17 protein-coding genes are annotated in these 18,799 nt (G+C 70.0%); 11 read left to right on the forward strand and 6 right to left on the reverse strand.

Going from position 1 to position 18,799, the window contains the following annotated elements; all coding sequences use genetic code 11:
- Positions 1–21: 21 nt before the first annotated feature.
- The 4 genes from AB1634_00275 (at position 22) to folP (ending at position 3,623) form a co-directional block, all read left to right on the forward strand.
- Positions 22–246 (forward strand): toxin-antitoxin (TA) system antitoxin, encoded by a 225-nt coding sequence (locus AB1634_00275; protein MEW6217952.1) that lies wholly within the window; start codon positions 22–24, stop codon positions 244–246.
- Positions 243–629, forward strand: a complete 387-nt coding sequence (locus tag AB1634_00280; protein MEW6217953.1) for a type II toxin-antitoxin system VapC family toxin — start codon at positions 243–245, stop codon at positions 627–629. Before AB1634_00275 ends, AB1634_00280 begins: the two co-directional genes overlap by 4 nt.
- A 277-nt stretch (positions 630–906) precedes the next feature.
- Positions 907–2,733, forward strand: coding sequence for an ATP-dependent zinc metalloprotease FtsH (gene ftsH, locus AB1634_00285; protein ID MEW6217954.1), 1,827 nt, complete (start codon positions 907–909; stop codon positions 2,731–2,733).
- Between the two features lie 59 nt (positions 2,734–2,792).
- Positions 2,793–3,623, forward strand: coding sequence for a dihydropteroate synthase (gene folP / locus AB1634_00290; GenBank protein ID MEW6217955.1), 831 nt, complete (start codon positions 2,793–2,795; stop codon positions 3,621–3,623).
- A 68-nt stretch (positions 3,624–3,691) separates the two neighbouring features.
- Here folP and AB1634_00295 read toward each other — a convergent pair whose 3' ends face one another.
- Positions 3,692–5,014 carry a DEAD/DEAH box helicase gene (locus AB1634_00295; GenBank protein ID MEW6217956.1) on the reverse strand — a complete coding sequence of 441 codons (1,323 nt, stop codon included), beginning with the start codon at positions 5,012–5,014 and terminating at the stop codon, positions 3,692–3,694.
- A gap of 528 nt (positions 5,015–5,542) precedes the next feature.
- Between AB1634_00295 and AB1634_00300 the strand changes: the two genes are divergently transcribed.
- From AB1634_00300 to AB1634_00310, 3 genes are read left to right on the forward strand one after another with little or no spacing between them, the layout of a single operon-like run.
- Positions 5,543–7,297 (forward strand): NAD(P)H-dependent oxidoreductase, encoded by a 1,755-nt coding sequence (locus AB1634_00300; protein MEW6217957.1) that lies wholly within the window; start codon positions 5,543–5,545, stop codon positions 7,295–7,297.
- Positions 7,294–8,325 carry a histidine kinase gene (locus tag AB1634_00305; GenBank protein MEW6217958.1) on the forward strand — a complete coding sequence of 344 codons (1,032 nt, stop codon included), beginning with the start codon at positions 7,294–7,296 and terminating at the stop codon, positions 8,323–8,325. The genes AB1634_00300 and AB1634_00305 overlap by 4 nt, the downstream gene beginning before the upstream one ends.
- Positions 8,322–9,086: a LytTR family DNA-binding domain-containing protein gene (locus tag AB1634_00310; protein MEW6217959.1), complete on the forward strand. Its 765-nt coding sequence runs from the start codon at positions 8,322–8,324 to the stop codon at positions 9,084–9,086. The genes AB1634_00305 and AB1634_00310 overlap by 4 nt, the downstream gene beginning before the upstream one ends.
- 39 nt (positions 9,087–9,125) lie before the next feature.
- On the opposite strand, the gene AB1634_00315 is transcribed toward AB1634_00310, so the two are convergent.
- The 3 genes from AB1634_00315 to lexA are packed head-to-tail and all read right to left on the reverse strand — an operon-like array spanning position 9,126 to position 12,919.
- On the reverse strand, positions 9,126–9,617 hold the full coding sequence (locus AB1634_00315; GenBank protein ID MEW6217960.1) for an OB-fold nucleic acid binding domain-containing protein: 492 nt from the start codon (positions 9,615–9,617) through the stop codon (positions 9,126–9,128).
- Positions 9,614–12,274, reverse strand: a complete 2,661-nt coding sequence (locus AB1634_00320) for a DNA polymerase III subunit alpha (GenBank protein ID MEW6217961.1) — start codon at positions 12,272–12,274, stop codon at positions 9,614–9,616. The genes AB1634_00315 and AB1634_00320 overlap by 4 nt, the downstream gene beginning before the upstream one ends.
- 33 nt (positions 12,275–12,307) lie before the next feature.
- Complete coding sequence (gene lexA, locus AB1634_00325; protein ID MEW6217962.1) at positions 12,308–12,919, reverse strand: transcriptional repressor LexA; 612 nt, start codon at positions 12,917–12,919, stop codon at positions 12,308–12,310.
- 122 nt (positions 12,920–13,041) lie between these two features.
- Between lexA and AB1634_00330 the strand changes: the two genes are divergently transcribed.
- Positions 13,042–13,296, forward strand: coding sequence for a type II toxin-antitoxin system Phd/YefM family antitoxin (locus tag AB1634_00330; protein ID MEW6217963.1), 255 nt, complete (start codon positions 13,042–13,044; stop codon positions 13,294–13,296).
- Positions 13,293–13,685: a type II toxin-antitoxin system VapC family toxin gene (locus tag AB1634_00335; protein MEW6217964.1), complete on the forward strand. Its 393-nt coding sequence runs from the start codon at positions 13,293–13,295 to the stop codon at positions 13,683–13,685. The genes AB1634_00330 and AB1634_00335 overlap by 4 nt, the downstream gene beginning before the upstream one ends.
- A 15-nt stretch (positions 13,686–13,700) precedes the next feature.
- On the opposite strand, the gene AB1634_00340 is transcribed toward AB1634_00335, so the two are convergent.
- On the reverse strand, positions 13,701–13,868 hold the full coding sequence (locus AB1634_00340; GenBank protein ID MEW6217965.1) for a hypothetical protein: 168 nt from the start codon (positions 13,866–13,868) through the stop codon (positions 13,701–13,703).
- Between the two features lie 17 nt (positions 13,869–13,885).
- Complete coding sequence (locus AB1634_00345; protein ID MEW6217966.1) at positions 13,886–14,851, reverse strand: hypothetical protein; 966 nt, start codon at positions 14,849–14,851, stop codon at positions 13,886–13,888.
- A 236-nt stretch (positions 14,852–15,087) separates the two neighbouring features.
- Here AB1634_00345 and AB1634_00350 point away from each other — a divergent pair, with 236 nt between their 5' ends.
- Positions 15,088–16,590 carry an HDOD domain-containing protein gene (locus AB1634_00350; protein MEW6217967.1) on the forward strand — a complete coding sequence of 501 codons (1,503 nt, stop codon included), beginning with the start codon at positions 15,088–15,090 and terminating at the stop codon, positions 16,588–16,590.
- Between the two features lie 3 nt (positions 16,591–16,593).
- Entirely contained in the window at positions 16,594–18,621 is a 2,028-nt protein-coding gene (locus AB1634_00355; protein MEW6217968.1) for a hypothetical protein, read from the forward strand.
- Positions 18,622–18,799 lie beyond the last annotated feature (178 nt).

Here is an 18,799-nt window from a genome sequence, read left to right on the forward strand (position 1 = left end):
CCCATGCCTCAGGAGGAACCGATGTTGACGAAGACCGTGGATGTCAAAGAGGGGCTGCCAGAGTTGAAGGGGTTGTTGTCCCTGGTGGCAGATGGCACCGAGGTCGTCCTCGTCGAGGGCGATACGCCCATCGCGCGCCTGCTGCCCGTAACCAAGCGGGTGGCGGGCCTGCACACCGGGTCCATTTGGACCAGCGAGGATTTCGATGAGCCTCTTCCCGATGCGTTTTGGACAGGAAGCGCATGAAGCTCCTTTTCGACACCCACACCTTCATCTGGTGGGACAGCGAGCCACTCAAGCTGAGCGCACAAGTCCTGGGCCTGTGTGAGGATACAGGGAATACTCTGCTGGTCAGCGTGGCGAGCCTTTGGGAAATGCAGATCAAGCTCCAGCTGGGCAAGCTCAGGCTGCGCACCCCATTGGCCGATCTGGTTTCGGGCCAGCAACGCATCAACCGGGTTGAAATCCTTGACGTCAGGCTCGAGCACGTCATGGCTCTGGAAGGGCTGCCGCCTCGTCATCGGGATCCCTTCGACCGCCTGTTGGTTGCTCAGGCACTGGTCGAGGAGGCTGTACTCCTGAGCAGGGACCCGATCTTTGCCGACTATCCAGTCCGGATCGAGTGGTAGGGACCACAGACAGCCTGGGCACGATCATCGCTTGGAAGCCGGCGGCAGGGCCACCCTGCACAAGGCCGGCTTCCCCGCGTGGCGGCCCGTCGGGTTTTCCGGCCGAGCCTCTTTTCTTTTGCTCGCTGCCCGAAGATGGAGTACAAAGGACGGAAGTCCGGGCACCAGGAGGCAGCCTTGGCCACCTGCACGGGCGGGCGGCCTGGCCGCCGGTCCAGGCGCCCGGCTCCACCCCGCCTCTTCGGGTTGACTATTCTGATGCAGTAGGGAGGCTTCCTTGAATTCGTTTTACAAAAATCTGTCCATGTGGCTGGTCATCGCCTTGACGATGATCCTGCTCTTCAACCTGTTCAACAAGCCGCAGGACACCGCCGTGGAGATGACCTACAGCGATTTCCTGGCCAGTGTCCAGGCCGGCGAGATCATGCAGGTCACCATCCAAGGCGACGAGATCCTGGGCAAAACCACCCACGCCACCGAATTCCGCACCGTCACCCCCCAGGACACCGAGCTGGTGCCCATGCTCCGGGACGCCGGTGTCATCATCGCGGTGAAGAAGAAGGAGGAGACCCCCTGGTACATGACCATCCTCATCTCCTGGACGCCGATGCTGCTCCTCATCGGGGTCTGGATCTTCTTCATGCGCCAGATGCAGATGGGCGGCGGCAAGGCGCTTTCCTTTGGCAAGAGCCGGGCCCGGCTCATGAACACCGAGACCTCCAAGGTCACCTTCAAGGACGTGGCCGGTATCGACGAGGCCAAGGATGAGCTGGGGGAGATCATCGAGTTCCTCAAGGACCCCAAGAAGTTCACCCGCCTGGGCGGCCGCATCCCGAAGGGGGTGCTTCTGGCTGGCCCTCCGGGCACCGGCAAGACGCTTCTGGCCCGGGCCATCGCCGGCGAGGCCAATGTGCCGTTCTTTTCCATCAGCGGCTCGGACTTCGTGGAGATGTTTGTGGGCGTCGGCGCCTCCCGGGTGCGGGATCTCTTTGTCCAGGGCAAGAAGAACGCGCCCTGCATCATCTTCATCGACGAGATCGACGCCGTGGGCCGGCCCCGGGGTGCCGGTCTGGGGGGCGGTCATGACGAGCGGGAGCAGACCCTGAACCAGCTTCTGGTGGAGATGGACGGCTTCGAGTCCAACGAAGGGGTGATCATCGTCGCGGCCACCAACCGGCCGGATGTCCTGGACCCGGCCCTCTTGCGGCCCGGCCGCTTCGACCGCCAGGTGGTGGTGCCCACCCCGGACGTCAAGGGCCGGGAGGAGATCCTGCTGGTGCACGGCCGCAAGACGCCGGTGGCGCCGGATGTGGACTGGAAGGTCATCGCCCGGGGCACCCCGGGCTTCACCGGTGCCGACCTGGAGAACATGGTGAACGAGGCGGCCCTGCTGGCCGCCCGGGCCAACCTGGAGCAGGTCAGCATGGAGATGCTGGAGAAGGCCAAGGACAAGGTGATGATGGGCGCCGAGCGCCGGAGCATGATCATCACTGAACGGGAAAAGACCATCACCGCCTACCACGAGGCAGGCCACGCCCTGGTGGCCAAGCTGCTGCCGGACGCCGACCCCATCCACAAGGTAACGATCATCCCCCGGGGCCGGGCCCTGGGGCTCACCCAGCAGCTGCCCATCGACGAGAAGCACACCTATCCCCGCCCGTATCTGTACAACAGCCTGTGCATCCTGCTGGGCGGCCGGGTGGCCGAGGAGTTGGTGTTCTCCGAGGTGACCACCGGCGCGGGCAACGATCTGGAGCGGGTCACCGAGCTGGCCCGCAAGATGGTCTGCGAATGGGGGATGAGCGAGGAGCTGGGGCCGTTGACCTACGGCAAGCGGGAGGAGCAGATCTTCCTCGGCAAGGAGATCTCCCGCCACAAGGACTACAGCGAGGCCACCGCGGTGCGCATCGACGAGGCCATCAAGGCCATGGTGCTCTCGGCCCATGAGCGGTCCCGCAAGCTCCTCACCGACAACGTGGGTCTGTTGCGCCAGATCGCGGCCGCCCTCCTGGAGCGGGAGACCCTGACCTCCGAGGATATCGAAAGGATCCTCCAGGGCCAGGTCCCGGTGCCCCAGGAAGAGACGGCTGCCCTGCCCGCCTGACCCCTGCCTTCCCGCCCCCTGGCGCGGCCCGCGCCAGGGGGCTTCTTGCCTCCGCCGCCATGCCCTTCGCCGTCGACCCCGCCCGCACCCTGGTGATGGGCATCCTCAATGTCACGCCGGACTCCTTTTCGGACGGCGGCGCCTTCCTGGACCCTGGCCAGGCCCTGGCCCAGGCCGAGGCGATGCTCGCTGCCGGTGCCGACCTGCTCGACGTGGGCGGCGAATCCACCCGACCGTTTGCCGCGCCGGTGGCCGCCGATCAGGAGCTGGCCCGGGTGCTGCCCGTGATCGAGGCCATCCGCGCCCGCTGGCCGATTCCCCTCTCGGTGGACACCCGGAAGGCGATGGTGGCCGAGGCGGCCCTGGCCGCCGGCGCCGACCTGGTGAACGACGTCAGCGCCCTGACCCACGACCCCGCCATGGTGGAGGTGGTGCGGCGCTGGCAGGTGCCGGTGGTGCTCATGCACATGCAAGGCCGCCCCGAGACCATGCAGCTCGCCCCGGCTTATGGCGATGTGGTCGCCGAGGTCAAGGCCTTCCTTGCCGAGCGCATCGCCTGGGCCCAGGCCCAGGGCATCCCCCGGCAGCACCTCATCGTCGATCCCGGTATCGGCTTCGGCAAGACCGTGGAGCACAACCTGGCCCTGCTGCGCGGCCTGCCGCAGCTCCGGGAGCTGGGCTGTCCGGTTCTGGTGGGCCACTCCCGCAAGGCCTTCCTGGGCAAGGTCCTGGGGATCGAGCGGCCGGCGGACCGGGATCTGGCCACCGCCGCCGTGTCGGCCCTGTGCGCCGCCGCTGGCGTGGCAGTGGTCCGGGTCCACGACGTGGCGGCCACTGCCCAGGCGGTGCGCATCGCCCGGGCGATCACCGGCGCCCACCCGCAGCCCTGACGGGCCGGCCCGGTGCCGGCTCGTCCATGCCGTCCATATTGTCCATACTGTCCATCAGCCAGCACGCCTCAGACACCGCGCCGGTTGCCGCCGGTCCGGCGGCCGGCAACCGCGCCCAGACCCAGGGGGGCCGGCCGGCGGTGGCTCTGGCCCGGGCCCGGCTGCCGCCGCTCGCCGGCAGGGGTGGACGGCCGGGCCGGTCGCGCCGGCCGGCTGCTGGGCCGGCTCGGCCGCCGGCTTTCTGCTGACGGCAGGGGACAGGGGGCGGCCAGGGCCTCCGGGGACAGGGTCACCTGCTGCCGGCAAAGGCGCTCGCCCAGGGTCCGCTCGATGACGCGGATCATGGCCGCATCCTCCGGGCTGGCGAAGGTGTATGCCTCGCCGGTGCGGCAGGCCCGGCCGGTGCGGCCGGTGCGGTGGGTGTAGGCCTCGGCGGAATCCGGCACGTCGAAGTTGATGACATGGCTGACCCCGGCCACATCGATACCCCGGGCCGCGATATCGGTGGCAACCAGGACCCGGAAGCGGCCACTCCGGAATCCCTCCAGGGCCTCCTGCCGCCGATTCTGGGACAGGTTGCCCTGGATGGCGGTGGCGGCCACCCCCGCCGCTTCCAGCTGCCGGGCCAGGCTCTTGGCCCGGTGCTTGGTGCGGGTAAAAACCAGGGTGGAGGTGAGCCCCGGATCGGTCACCAGGGTCTTGAGGAGGGCCAGCTTGCCTTCCGCCGGCACCGGGAACAGGCGGTGCGAGATGGTGGGCGCCGGCCCGGGCGTATCGGCCTGGACGGTCTTCGGCGCCCGCAGCACCTCGGCCGTGAGCACGCGGATCTCCTCGGGCATGGTGGCGGAAAAGAGCAGGGTCTGGCGCCGGGCCGGCAGGTGCCGGAGGATGCGGCGGATGGCCGGCAGAAAGCCCATGTCGAACATCTGATCCGCCTCGTCGAGGACCAGCATCTCCACCCGGGACAGATCGATGGCCCGGTCGCCCAGAAGGTCCAGCAGCCGGCCCGGACAGGCGACCACGATGTCGACCCCGGCCCGCAGCCGTTTCGTCTGGCCGACCTTGCTCACCCCGCCATAGACGGCCATGCTGGTGAGCCCGGTCTTGGGCCCCATGCCGTCGCAGGCCACTCGGATCTGCTCGGCCAGCTCCCGGGTGGGGGCGATGACCAGGGCCCGCACCTGACCCCGGGGGCCGGGCAGCAGGCGCTCCAGGATGGGCAGCACAAAGGCGGCGGTCTTGCCGGTGCCGGTCTGGGCCAGGCCCACCAGGTCATGACCGGCCAGGACCAGGGGCATGGCCTGGACCTGGATGGGGGTGGGGGTGGTGTAGCCGCAGGCCGCTATGCCGGCGGCTACCTGGGGATGGAAAGAAAACGCGTCAAAGCTCATGATGCTCCTTTTGTTGCTTGCGGGAAGAGATCGCCCGGCCCCGCCCCCGGCGGATGCCCTTTCCGGGAGACGGCGCTGGCGAGGGAATGGCGGTCCGCTGGCCGCCCCTTTCTTTGCGGGCAGCGGTCCATGGGTCACAGTTGGCTGGGCTACGAAGGTGACGAGCCGGGGCTGGTGGCTGGCCGGGGTCTCCGGCCAAGTCACGGACATCGACCGCCCCGTGACGGCCGTCAGGTGACCAGCAGCTTCACAGCATCAGACGAGGCGGAGGGTACGCGCGCGGGTCGGGGGGAAATGACGCGGAAAGAAGGTGCGGGGCACGTCCTTGAGTCGTGCAAGACAGCACTATGACCGAGATCCGCCCGACTGGCAAGGCCATTTTGATGTTCCCGGCCCAACCCCGCCATCGCTGAGACAACCATCCGTCGCCGCCAGCTGCCGTTCGTCGCAGCAAACCAGCCAGGCTGCACCCGCTCGGCTACCCTGGAGGAAAGGGAATCCTCCACCACTTCTCCAGGGGCACTGGCCATGGAACGACTGACGACCATCCTTCTTGCCCTGCGGGGCTGGCCCAGCCTGGGCCTCTTCTTCCTGCTACGGCAACATGGCGGCCCGGCCCCGGCCATCCTTGCCGGCCTGGCGTACAGCCTGGCCTACACCCTCCTGGCCATGGCCCATGGTCGCCCCAGCAAGCTCGATTTCGGCCTGGCCGGCTTCTGGGCCATGGGCGCCGCCAGCCTGGCCGGTCCGCCGGCCACCACCGCCGGCTTCGAGGCCCGGCTCGGCCTGTGGCTCAACCTGGCCCTCTTTGCCGCCAGCTATCTTCCTCTGGTGGCCGGCGCCGAGCCCTTCACCATGGTCTTCGCCCGCCGCCGCACCCCGAAAGAGCTCTGGAATACCGAGCTGTTCCGCCGCATCAACGAGCTGATGACCATCGGCTGGGCCGGGATCTTCCTGGCCGGCCTGGTGGCCAACGCCATTCTGGCCGGCCCGGCAGGCCTGGCCGCCTCGGGCCTCCTGGCCCTGGGCCTGGGCCTGCCCTTCACCCGGCGCTTCCCGGACTGGTATCTGGCCCGCCAGGGACAAGGAATCTCCCCCCGGCCGGGGACGCCGGCCCCGGCGCCGGTGCCGCGGGACGTGAGCCCTGCCCCGGACCAGGAGCGCCAGGCCGACGCCCAGCGCCTGGGGCCGATCCGAACCGCCCTGGTGATCTTCGGCAGCCCCCGGGGCCAGGAGGGGTTCACCTGGAAGACCCTGGACCGCTTCCTGGCCGGGCTCCGGGATGGCGGGGTCGCCGTGGAGGTGATCTCCCTTGCGGACCATGCCATCAAGCCCTGCCGCGGCTGCTTCTCCTGCTGGATCAAGACCCCCGGCGCCTGCATTCTTACGGACGACATGGCCGGGATCCTGCCCCGCCTGGACGCCGCGGACCTGGTGATCTATGCCCAGCCCCTGTACATCTTCAGCGTACCTGGTCCCATGAAGATCTTTCTCGACCGCTGCCTGCCCCGGTACCAGCCGTTCCTGGTGGAAGGGCCGGGTGGCCTCACCCGCCACCCCATGCGCCGGGGGGAGCGCCCGGGCCGGATGCTGGTCTTCTCCGTATGCGGCTTCCCGGAAAGAGAGCACTTCCAGCCACTTCTGGCCATGTTCCGGCACATGGCCCGGGTCAGCGGCTCCCGGATCGTGGGCGAGATCCTGCGACCGGCCGCCGAATCGCTGCGCTTCGCCTCCTCCCTGGGGCCGGCCCAGAGGCAGGTCTGGGACGCTCTCTACCAGGCCGGCCAGGAGGTGGCCCGGCAGGGCTTTGTCCGCCAGGCCAGCGAGGAGGGGATCGCGGCCCCCCTCTTCCCCACCGCAGGCGGATTCCGGGGCGTGGCCAACCGGTTCTGGGAGGCCTGTCTGGAGCATGGCGAGGCGAGGCGGCAGAACCGGCCCGTGCCGCCTCTGGAGACGTTTCTCCAGGAGGACCGGCGCCTCTTTTTCGCCGGCATGGCCGCCAGCTTCCGGCCGGACCAGGCCCGGGACCTCACCGCCACCCTGCGCTTCGTTCTCACCGACCAGCCGGCTGGCCAGTTCTCCCTGGCCATCGGCGATGGCGCCTGCCAGCTCTTCCCCGGACCGGGTCCGGAGCCGACCCTGACCGTGGAGACCCCCTTCGCCGTCTGGCAGTCCATCAGCCGGGGGGAGATCTCGGGCCAGGAGGCCTACCTGCAAGGGCTGTATCAGGTGCGGGGGGATGTGGGGCTTCTCACCCGGATGCGGGAGGTGTTCGGATCATGAGCTGCGCCAGCGCCTGCCTCCTCCTGGCCAGGGAGGCGGGGATCGTCGCCGGCCTCAACAGCCTCATTGCTCTCTTCATGCACGGCCTGGGCGTGGGCAGCGGCCTCGGCTCCTGCCTGCTGATCGCCCAGGCGGTGGGGCTGTCGGTCTATCCGGCCATGCGCCTGGTGCCCCGCTGGCTGGGCCATTGGCCGCCCCTCGGCCAGTTCGCAGCCCTGGCGGCGACCCTGGCTTTGGCCACCGGCCTGGGTCTTGCCGTTGGCAGCCGGCTGGCAGGCCTCGATGCGGTCCTCTGGCAGCCGCCCGCCCGCTTCTGGTCCATCTACGGCGCCAGCGTCGGCTTCGGAGCGGCGATCAGCACCGTCTTCATCAGCCGCAAGCGGCTGGCCGCCGCCCGCTCCCAGGCCCAGGAGGAGCGGCTTTGCCGCCTGGCCCGGGAGAAGGGCCTGGCCGAGATGCGCCTCGTCCTCCTCCAGGCCCAGATCGAGCCCCATTTCCTGTTCAATACCCTGGCCACCGTGGACAGCCTCCTGGAAGAGAATCCCTCCCAGGCCCGAGCCCTGCTCCAGGAGCTGGTCACCTTTCTGCGCCTGACCATGCAGGCCCTCCGCAGCCCGGACAGCACGGTGGGCCAGGAGCTGGATCTGGTCGCCAGCTTTCTGGCCATCTTCCGGCAGCGGCTGCCGGACCGGCTGCGGGTGGCCATCGAGGCGCCGCCGGGACTCCGCAGCCGGCCGCTGCCGCCTCTGCTCATCCAGCCCCTGGTGGAGAACGCCATCCGCCATGGCATCGAGCCGGCCAAGGCCGGCGGCGAGGTGCTGGTGCGGGTGAGCGAGAGCGGAGCACGGCTGATCATCGAGGTGGCGGATACCGGGGCCGGAATGGGCCAGGGGCTGCCGGGCAGCGGGGTGGGCCTGGCCAATGTACGGGAGCGGCTGGCCGCCCTCCACGGTAATGCCGCCTCTCTCAGCCTCTTTGAGAACCGGCCTTGCGGCGTCCGGGCGGTGCTGGAGATCCCTTGGGCATGAGACCAAAGGCCCTGATCGCCGATGACGAGCCGGCCCTGCGGGCGTCGTTGCGCCGGCAGCTGGGCGAGCTGATGCCAGAGCTGGAGATCGTCGCCGAGGCCGGAGACGGCGACGAGGCGGCGGCACTCCTCGCCGCGCACCGGCCGGAGGTGGCCTTCCTGGACATCCGCATGCCCGGCCGCTCCGGTCTGGCGGTGGCAGCCGAGGCGCCGGCGGGCACCCGGATCGTCCTGGTCACCGCCTTTGACCAGTACGCGGTGGCCGCCTTCGAGGAGAACGCCGTCGACTATCTCCTGAAGCCGGTCTCCCCCGAGCGCCTGGCCCGCACCGTGGCCCGCCTCCGGGAGCGGCTGGTCGAGGAGCGCTGGCAGCCGCCGGCCGCGGACCTGCTCGGCCGGCTGCAGGCCCTGCTGCTCACCGGAGCCGCCGCCCCCCGCCGGTCCTGGATCCGGGCCGGCCAGGGCGAGGAGATCCGCCTGGTGCCGGTGGCCGAGGTGGCCTTCTTCCGGGCCGAGGACAAGTACACCGTGGTCGCCACCCGGGACAACCAGGAGCATCTCATCCGCACCCCCTTGCGCCAGCTGGAAGCGGAGCTGGACCCCGAGCGCTTCTGGCGCATCCACCGCAGCATCATCGTCGCCGCCGGCGAGATCCTGCGCGCCCGCCGCACCTTCACCGGCGGCCTGGAGATCTCCTTGCGCTCCCGGCCGGAAACCCTGCCGGTGAGCCGGGCCTACGCCCATCTCTTCCAGAGGATGTGAATTTCCAGCCCCACCCCGCTGCCTCCCGCTCCAGTCACCTCACCCCGCCCGGGTCTGCCAGCGACGGGCGGCCAGGCGGTAACGGCAGCGGCGGGCGACCACTGCCAAGGGCCCGCACCACTGGGGCAGGAGCCGAGCCACCTGCACAGACAGGGAAAGGCCGTCCCGGCCCTCCCGCCCCAGGCGGCCTTCCACGGTCACCACCCGGCTCATGAGGAGCAGCCGGGCCCAGCGGGCCTGGGCCTCGGCAAAGGCCACCAGGTCAACGAGACCGGTCTCGTCCTCCAGGGTGACGAACATCACCCGCCGGCCGGAGCGGGTGGGCGGGGTGTGGACCATGAGCATGAGGCCCGCCACCCGCACCAGACGGCCGGCCGGGGTCTGGCGGAGGCTGGCCGCGGTCTGCACCCCGCTGGCCGCCAGGACGGGCCGGAGCACCGCCAGAGGATGGCAGCGGCAAAACACCTCCAGGCTGCTCTCTTCCTGGGCCAGAACGGCCAGCTCCTCTTCCCAGGCCGCCGCATCCTTCATCGCCACCCCTCCCCGCCACCGGCCGCGGCCAGAGGTCGCGGCCCGGCTGTCCCCAGGCTGCGGGGAGCGACCGGCGACCGTGCTTCCTTCTGCAGGCCGGCCAGGGCGCCGGCCCGGGCCAGGGTGGCCAGCAGCCGGGCCGGCAGGGCAAGGCGCTGCTGCAAATCCTCCAGGTTGCCAAAAGGGCCGCCGGTCTCCCGGTTGGCCAGCAGCCGCTGGGCAATGGCCGGGCCGACGCCGCGGATCACGGTGAGGGGCAGGCGGATGCCCGGCCCTTCGGGGGCATACTCCAGGCCGCTTTCGTTGACATGGGGCGGCAGGATGGGGATCCCCCGGCGGCGAGCCTCGTTGAGAAGGACAGAGGGTGGATACGACCCCACCTGACCGGCACCCAGGAGGCCGAGGTAGAGGGCCTGGGGGTGGTGGGCCTTGAGCCAGGCGCTCTGGTAGGTGATCTCGGCAAAGGCCACGGCATGTGCCTTGCAGAAGCCGTAGGCGGCAAAGGCTGCCACCTGGGCGAAGACCTCCCGGGCCAGGGACAGGGGATGGCCCTGGGCCTGGGCACCCGCCAGGAAGCGGGCTTCCAGGCTCGCCATCTCGGCGCTGCTCCCTTTCCGGTTCATGGCCCGGCGGAAGGCATCGGCCTCGGCGTAAGAAAAGCCGGCAAAGAGGTGGACGACCCGGAGCACCTGCTCCTGGAAGACGATGACCCCGCAGGTCTCGGCCAGGACCTCCGCCAGAACCGGATGGAAGACGTCGGCCGGCTCCTGGCCATGGCGCCGGGCCACATAGTGCTGCACCATGTTGCCCTCCACCGGGCCGGGCCGGAAAAGGGAGATCTCGGCCACCAGGTCGGTGAAGGAGGAGGGCTGCAACCGGCCGATGAGATGGCGCTGGCCCGGCGACTCCAGCTGGAAGATGCCCAGGGTGTCGGTGCTCTGCAACAGCTCGTAGGTGGCGGCATCGTCCAACGGCAGGCGGCCGAGATCGACCGGGATCCCGTGCTGCCGGAGGATGGCCGCAGCCCGGCCCAGGGCCGAGTGCATGCGCAGGCCTAAAAGATCCAGCTTCATCAGGCCCAGGGCCTCCACGTCGTCCTTGTCCAGCTGGCTCACCGGCAGGCCCTTGGCCGAGGTGGTAAGGGGCGTCCAGTCGGTGATCGCGCCGGGGGCCAGAATCACGCCGCCCAGATGCACCGAGCTCTGGAAGGGCAGACCGCACAGGCGGCTGGCCAGCGCCAAAAGGCGGGGCTCCTGGCGGATGGGCGCCCGGCGCAGCTCGGGCAGGGCCTCCAGGGCGGCGACGAGATCGTAGCCCCGGAGGGACCAGGGCAGGCAGTCGGCCAGCCGGCCGATGGCGGCCAAAGGGTAGCCCAGGGCCCGGGCCACCAGGCGCACGGCGCTCCGGGGTCGCAGGCAGTGGATGGTGGCCACCATCGCCGCCTGGCCCGGCAGGCGGGCCATGACCCAGGAGAGCACCTCGTCCCGCCGCTCGGAATCGAAATCGATGTCGATGTCCGGCAGATCCGGCCGGCCCTCGTTCATGAAGCGCTCGAAAAGAAGGCCGTGGCGGATGGGATCCGGGCCGCCCAAAAGGAGATGCACCAGGAGGGAGCCGGCGGCCGAGCCCCGGATGCTGCTCCTGATCCCGGCCTTCCGGGCAAAGGCCACCACCTCCTGCACCAGAAGAAAGAAATCCGCCAGGCCCCGGCCGCTGACCTGGGCCAGCTCGTGGGCCAGCTGCCGCAGATAGACGGGGGACACCGGCCGCTGGCAGCGGGCCAGGGCGACAAGGCCCTGCCGGGCCAGGATCGTATCACCGGGGCGGGCGCTCCCGTCCCTGGCGGGATATGAAGGTGGATGGCGGCGGCCCAGAGGCAGAACCGGCTCCTGGCAGCGCTCGGCCACCAGCCGGGTATTGGCGAGGGCCGCCGGCACCGGCACCGCCTCGGCCATGGCAGCGCCGGAGCGCAGGAAGAAGCGGTCATTGGGCAGCGGCGTCACGGCCCGGTGGTGGTACCGCTCCTGGACTGCCACCAGGGTCAGGTGCAGGGAAAGGTCGGCCGGGGTGAGAAAGGCGACGCTGTTGGTGGCCACCACCGGCAGATCCAGGTCCCGGGCCAGCTCCAGAAAGACCTGCCCAAGAAAGCCGTCCTCGGGCAGGCCATGATCCTCCAGGGCCAGGAAGAGCTGCAGATCCTGGTCGAACAGCCGGCGCAGCCGCACAAGGGCGGCCCGGACCGGGTGCCAGCCCCCGGCCAAGAGCTGCCGCCGCCAGGGGGAGGGCCAGCCCCCCACCAGGCCGATGAGGTCCCGGCCCTCGGCCAGAAGGAGGGGATCCAGGGGGACGATCCGCCGCTCCTGGCTGTGGGCCGCGGAGACGAGGCGGCAGAGCTGGCCAAAGCCGGCCCGGTTCCGGGCCAAGAGGGTGATCCAGGAGCCGTCGGCCAGGGGCAGGCGGCTGCCGACGATGGGCTGGATGCCGGCCCCCTCGGCGGCCCGGCAGAAACGGACCGCGCCGGGCAGGCCCAGGAGGTCGGTGAGGGCCACCGCCGGCTGCCCCAAAGCCTGAGCTGCCGCCACCAGGGCCTCCGGAGTGAAGGTCCCCCAGAGGAAGGAAAAAGCGCTCTGGACCTCCAGGTGGACGAAAGGATCCATGGGCAGCGGCCCCTCCCCGCGCTACGGGGCCGCTCAGGAGTGCCGGATGAGGCCTACCAGCCGGCCGAGGATCCGGACCTTCTCCTGCGCCTCGGCCGTGAAGATCAGGTCGGGGTAGAGGGGGTTGGCGGCCTGGAGGCGGATGGTCTCGCCCTGGCGGCGGAAAAACTTGAGGGTGGCCTCGGTGAGAAGATCGTCGATGAGCACCGCCACGATCTCGCCGTCGGCGGCATCTTCCTGGGGCCGGAGGATCGCCAGGTCACCGTCGGCGATATGGACGCCGATCATGGAGTCGCCCTGGACCCGCAGGGCGAAGCAGTCCTGGCAGCCGAAGAGGCGGGGATCCACCGGCAGGCCCTCGTCGCGGTCCTCCAGGGCCTCCCGGGGAGGGCCGGCGGCGATGCGGCCCAGAAGCGGAATCGCCGGCCGGGCCGGACCGGCCATCAGCCGCCAGGAGCGCTTCTTGCCGGCCTGGCTGGCCAGATGCCCCTTGGCCACCAGGGCCTGGAGGATGCGGTGCACGCCGGCCAGGCCCCGCAGGCCGAAATGCTCGGCGATCTCCCGCACCGAGGGGGCGATGCCGGTCTCCTCCTGATGACGCCGGATGAAGGTCAGAACACTCTGCTGCCGGGGGGTGAGATCCATGGCCCCATCATGGTGAACATTTGTTCACCTGTCAAGGGCTTGGCCCCATGAGACTTGCAGGACCAGCAGGTGGCCGGAATCTGGTCCTTGACCGGACCATGTTCCTGACCTAGAATCGAGGCATGATCACCCTCAATATCCACGAGGCCAAGGCCACCCTCTCTGCCTGTCTGGCCAGGGTCAGCAGCGGCGAGACAGTCATTCTCTGCAAGCGCAACCAGCCCATCGCCGAGATTCGCCCGCTTCGCAAGAAGCTCCGGAAGAGGCGGCCCATCGGACTCGCGCGGCAGGAGTTCCCGGATTTCACCGTCGACAAGGCCTTCTTCGAGCCGCTTCCCGAGGATCTCACCGACGCCTTTCTTGGTGAGGGCCCGTGAACATCCTGCTGGATACGTGCACCTTCCTGTGGCTCATCGCCGACAGCCCGGAGCTTTCCGGCCCAGCTCGGGAGGTCTTTGCGGACCCGGAGAACGAGGTCTATCTGAGCGTCGCCTCCTGTTGGGAGATCGTGGTCAAGTGGTCCATGGGGAGGCTTGCCCTGCCCGAGGAGCCCGGACGATTCCTGCCCAGACAGCGGCACCAGCATGAAATCGAGCCGCTGGCCCTGGTCGAAGAGGCCACCTGGCATCTCCCCAAGCTGCCGCTGCTGCACAAGGATCCTTTTGACCGGATCCTCATCTGCCAGGCCATCGAGCACTCCCTGATCCTCCTGACCCCGGACCCTCTCATCACCCAGTATCCGGTGCGGACCCTCTGGCCAAGCTGAGGACTCCCGGCCCCCTCACCCGCTCCGGTCCTGCCGGGAGGGGCAGCAGCCGGACGGGCGCTGCTCGCAGGCGCCCTGGCTGCAGGCGCAGCCCCGCTCCCGCCCCCGCACCACCCGCCACAGCCAGCGGCCGGCAAAGAAGAAAGCCAGCATCCCGATGAGCACCACGGTGAGCGTTTCCATACGAGGTCTCCTTGGCCTCAGGTCGTGACCAGGCCATAGCCCAGGGCAACCAGCACGATGCTGGCGGCCCGGAAGACCTGGCCATAGAGCACCAGCCGGCCGGCCAGGGCCGGCGAAAAGATCCCGGAGTAGTACGGCAGCTGGTGCCGCAAGGCCCGCATGGGGGAGGACAGGATGTTGCCCACCAGGAGGGCCAGCACCACCTGCCGCTCGGGCAGGGCCGCGCCCTGCAAAAGCGCGCCGGCCGCCGCCAGGCTGGCACCGATCTCGGCCGCCAGATGGAAGATGACGATGCCGACCGCCTCCGGCTGCAGGAAGCTCGACCCGCTCACCGCCCGGCCCATCTGCCCTTCCAGCCAGGCAAAGAAGCCCAGGCGCTGCAGGGCAAAGAAGGCCGAGTAGATGGGGATCGTCCAGACCAGCACCCGGCCGATGCGCTGCCGGAAGCGCTGCCAGCTCCGGCGGCCGATCTCCCGCCAGCTCCGGGACGGCTCGCCCGCCAGCTGGCAGGCCAGGCACAGATCCGGTCCGGCGGGCAGCAGCAGGCGGCCGGCCAGGACGACACCGGCGGTGCGCAGGCCTGCGGCCAGCAAGGTGAGCCCCACATAGATGAAGGCGGTACGGCCCAGGAGAGGCAAGGCCACGAAGAACAGGGTCGGCAGGTGGAGAAAATAGGTGGGCAGGCTGTTGAGCAGGTTGGCCAGGACCAGCTCCCGGCGGCTCAGGCGGCCCTGGTCATGGGCCTCGGCCAGGAGGCTGTTGGCGGCGATGCTGGAGAAGAAGGCCAGGGAGAAGCTGGCACCGGTGGTTTCCGACAGGCGGCCGAAGCGGATGAAGGGGGTGGCGAGCCGGGCCACGCCGTGGGTCCAGTTGGCCGCCTCGATGACGTTGGCCACCAGGAGGCCGGCGGCCACCGAGATCAGCAGCCGGCCAAGAGGCGCCACCAGGCCATGCGCCCAGGCTGCCAGCTGTTCCTCCACCATGCCCCTCCTCCCGGTCGGTCCGTTGCCAGCGCCGGACGGCGACCCGCGGCGGCCCGGCTCATGCCGGCCTCTTCCGCCGGCCGATGCCTAACCGTACCGCCGAAAGGGGCCAGGGTCAAAGGCCCGAGCCGCGGCACCGGCCGGGGGCTTGGCATTGACGCTGGGGGTGCCCTTTCAGTATCCTGTGTTCAACTCCACGGAAACAACGACCATTTTCACCCCAGGCGGACCACACCATGACCCAGACGAAAGGCAAGGATGTGGATATCGAGCAGCAGATCAGCTTCCTCAAGCGGATCCAGTTCTTCCACAACTTCGACGACTCGGAGCTCAAGCAGTTCCTGGTCGTCAGCCGCTGGCTCAAGGTGCCCAAGGACACGGTGATCATTCGGGAGAACACCGTGGAGCGGGTCTTCTACATCCTGGTCCGGGGCACGGTCTCGGTGTGCAAAGGCCTGGAAGGTAGCCAGGAGTCCATTGAGCTGACCAGCCTGTCCACCGGCGACTGCTTCGGGGAGATGGCCCTGGTCGGCGAGACCAGGCGTACCGCGGCGGTGGTCGCCACCTCCGATTCCTACATCCTGCGGGTGGAGCCGGACATCATCAGCAAGTCCTCCGTCTTTCTGCAGCTCAAGTTCTACAAGCGCTTCTGCGAGATCCTGGTGGCGCGGCTGATCCTGGCCAACGCCCAGATGGTCCGCCAGCAGACCGCGCCCCGGGAGGTGCCGCACCGGCGCCTGCCCCCGGAGCCGGAAGAGGAGATAGCCGAGCCTCTGGCGACCCCGCCCGGGGAGGGCACCCTGGCCCAGATCGACACCACGGCCACCATCCCGGAGCTGCCGCCGAAAAAGGAGTGGAGCTTCCGGGCCGGCTGCCGCCGCCGGGTGCAGTCCAACTTGGCGCTGCCCATCAACCCGGTGGTGGCCGACACCCTGACCCCCTACCTGTCCGGCGATGCCGACAACACCCGCCGGCTGGCCGAGCTCTTCAGCCTCGACCCCTGGATTGCCGCCCGGGTGCTGCAGCTGGCCAACTCTCCCTTCTACCGCCGCTCCGCTCATATCCTGTCCCTGCCCCACGCCATGATCACGGTGGGGATCAAGGACATCAGCAAGGTGGTGCTGGAGTCCATCCAGAGCCGGCCGACCCGGCCGGCCTTCGGCAGCTCGGCCCTGGCGGATGCCTTCTGGCAGCACAGCGTGGTCACCGCCCGCATCGCCCAGATCCTCAAGGACATCCTGCGCATCAACCTGCCGGAAGACGTCGCCCTGGCCGGCATCCTCCACGACCTGGGCATGCTGGCCGTGGACGCCCTGGAGCCCGGGCTCTACCCCCACCTCCTGGCCCAGCCGGCGGGGACCACTGTGGACGAGATGCTGCACCTGGAGCGAGACTACGCCGGGGTGGACCACGAGACCGCCGGCCGCTGGCTGGGGGACTGCCTGGGCCTGCCCCAGGCCTATGTGGATGTCATGACCTTCCACCACCGGCCGGATGGCCTGAAGGACAACGTCCTCCTGGTGGCCCTGGTGCATCTGGGCAAGGCCTTTGCCATGGCCCGGGGAATGACGGTGGGCAGCGGCCTGCCCCGGATGCCCCTGGTGGAGTCGCCGGCCTGGGCCTTGTTGCGGGAGGAGCATCGCCCCTTTGCCGACGTGGTGGCCGACGATTTCATCCAGGCCGTCCACGAAGAGCTCTCCAAGATGTGGCCGGAGATCACCGCCCTGGTGCCGATGTAACGGATGGCGTCTCTTCCCGCGCCGGGCAGCTCCCCTCTGGGCCGGTGGGCCCCCGGCCTCCTGCTGGCGGTGGCCGTGGTGGCCGTCTACGGCAACAGCCTGGATGCCGGCTGGCATCTGGACGACCGCGCCAACATCCTCGACAACCCCAACCTGCGCCTCACCGACTGGCGCTGGGCCAGCCTGGCCCGCGCCATGGCCGGCCCGCCCGCCAGCGGCCTGCTGCGTCCCTTTTCTTTCCTGACTCTGGCGGTGAGCTGGTCCTGGGGTGGGACGGCGGTGGCCGGCTACCATCTGGTCAATCTGGGCCTGCACCTTGTGGCGGCTTGCGGTCTGTTTCTCTTCCTGGCCCAGGCCCTGGACGAGCCCCGGGTGGGCGGCCGGCTGGCAGGACAGGGCCGGGCGATCGCCCTGGCGGCGGCGCTGTGGTGGGCGATCCATCCGGTGCACGTGCCGGCAGTCACCTACATCGTGCAGAGGATGGCCGTGCAGGCCGGGGCCTTCCAGATCCTGGCCCTGGCCGCTTTCCTGGCCGGCCGCCGGGCCCGCCAGGGCCGCGGCTGGCCCTGGTATGCCCTGACTGGCCTCTTCGGCCTCGTGTCCATGGGCAGCAAGGAGAACGGTCTCCTGCTGCCGGTGAATATCCTCTTGACCGAATGGCTGCTGGGGCCGCGGCCGGCGGGCCGGATCTGGCCGGCGCTTCTGGCCGGGCTGGGCCTCGCGACCATGGGGGCGGCCCTGGCCTGGCACGGGCCGGAGCGACTCCTGGCCGCCTTTGACCTGCGGCCCTTCACCCTGGAGCAAAGGCTGATCACCGAGCCGCGGGTCCTGGGCCGCTACCTGTCGCTCCTGGCCTGGCCGGCGCCCTCCCGGCTGATGCTCCTCCACGACCTGCCGGTCTCCACCGGTCTCTTCACACCCTGGACCACCGCCGCCGCCCTTCTGGCCCTGACCGCCGTGCTCGTGCTGTCGCTGGCCGGGCACCGCCGCGCGCCCCTGCCGGCCTTTGCCGGCCTCTTCTTCCTGGCCAACCACGCCATCGAGGGCAGCGTCCTGCCCCTGGAGCTGGCCTTCGAGCACCGCAACTACCTGCCGGCCATGCCGCTTTTTGCCCTGCCGGCCATGGGCATCGCCTGGCTGGGAAGCCGGCTGGGCCAACGGGCCGGGCCGGCGGTGCTGGCAGCCCTGGCCGCGGCTGGTCTCGTGGCCTGGGAGGCGGCGGTCACCCGGGGCCGCAACCAGGTCTTTGCCAGCGAGATCAGCCTGTGGGAGGACAATGTGGCCAAGGCACCGGGCCTGCGCCGGCCCCGGCAGAATCTGGGCCTGGCCTATCTGGAGGCCGGCCGGCCCCAGGAGGCCCGGGTCATGATCGAAAGTGCCCTGGCGGCGCGCGAAGACGTGGCCCGCCGCCAGGAGCACCGGATCCTCCTCGCCCTGGCTGCGACCCAGGACCGGCTCGGCGATTGGCCAGCCGCCAGGATCTCCCTGGAGAAAGCCCTGGCAGCGCAGCCCGGCTTCCTGCCCGCGGCCCTGGCCCTGGCCCGCCGCCTCTGGCAGGAAGGGGAGCTGGCGGCAGCCGAGGCCCGGGCCCGCCAGGCCCGGGACCTGGACCCCAGCCCGGAGAGCACCCGGCTGCTGGCCCAGATCCTGGTGACCCAGGGCCGTGCCCTGGAGGCGGTCCGGGAGCTGGAGGCCGCTGTGGCCCGCTGGCCCCAGGAGCCGGCTCTGGGCTATCTCCTCGGCGAGGTCCAGGGGCTGGCCGGTCTCCTGCCGGCCGCCCGGACCAGCCTGCAGGCGGTGCTGGCCGCCGATCCCGATGCCCTGCCCGCCCGCCTGGCCCTCATCGACCTGGCGCTTCTGGCCGGGGATCAGCCGCAGGCCCAGGCCCTGCTGGCGGATCTTGCCGCCCGTCTGCCCCGAACGGAGATCCTGGCCGCCAGCCGGGAGATCGAGACCGCCAACGCCCCTCTGGCCGCCGGCCGCAGCGACCGTTTGGCGGCGGCCCTCGCCGGCTCATCCCCCCAGCCCTGACCAGGGGACCCGTGAAACGGGTTCCCATAATTGTCCACTTCCACCCCTCACCCTTCACGCCCTGAAGCCCGTTCTCCAAATTTTGGAGACCAGAGAAGTCGTTTCACAGCGCCCTCCATCCGGCCGGCGCCGCGCCGCCGGCCGGATGGCTCCCCTCGGGCCTCTGGGCGCCTGGTTG

The sequence above is a fragment of the Thermodesulfobacteriota bacterium genome (assembly GCA_040755095.1).
Lineage (GTDB): Bacteria > Desulfobacterota > Desulfobulbia > Desulfobulbales > JBFMBH01 > JBFMBH01.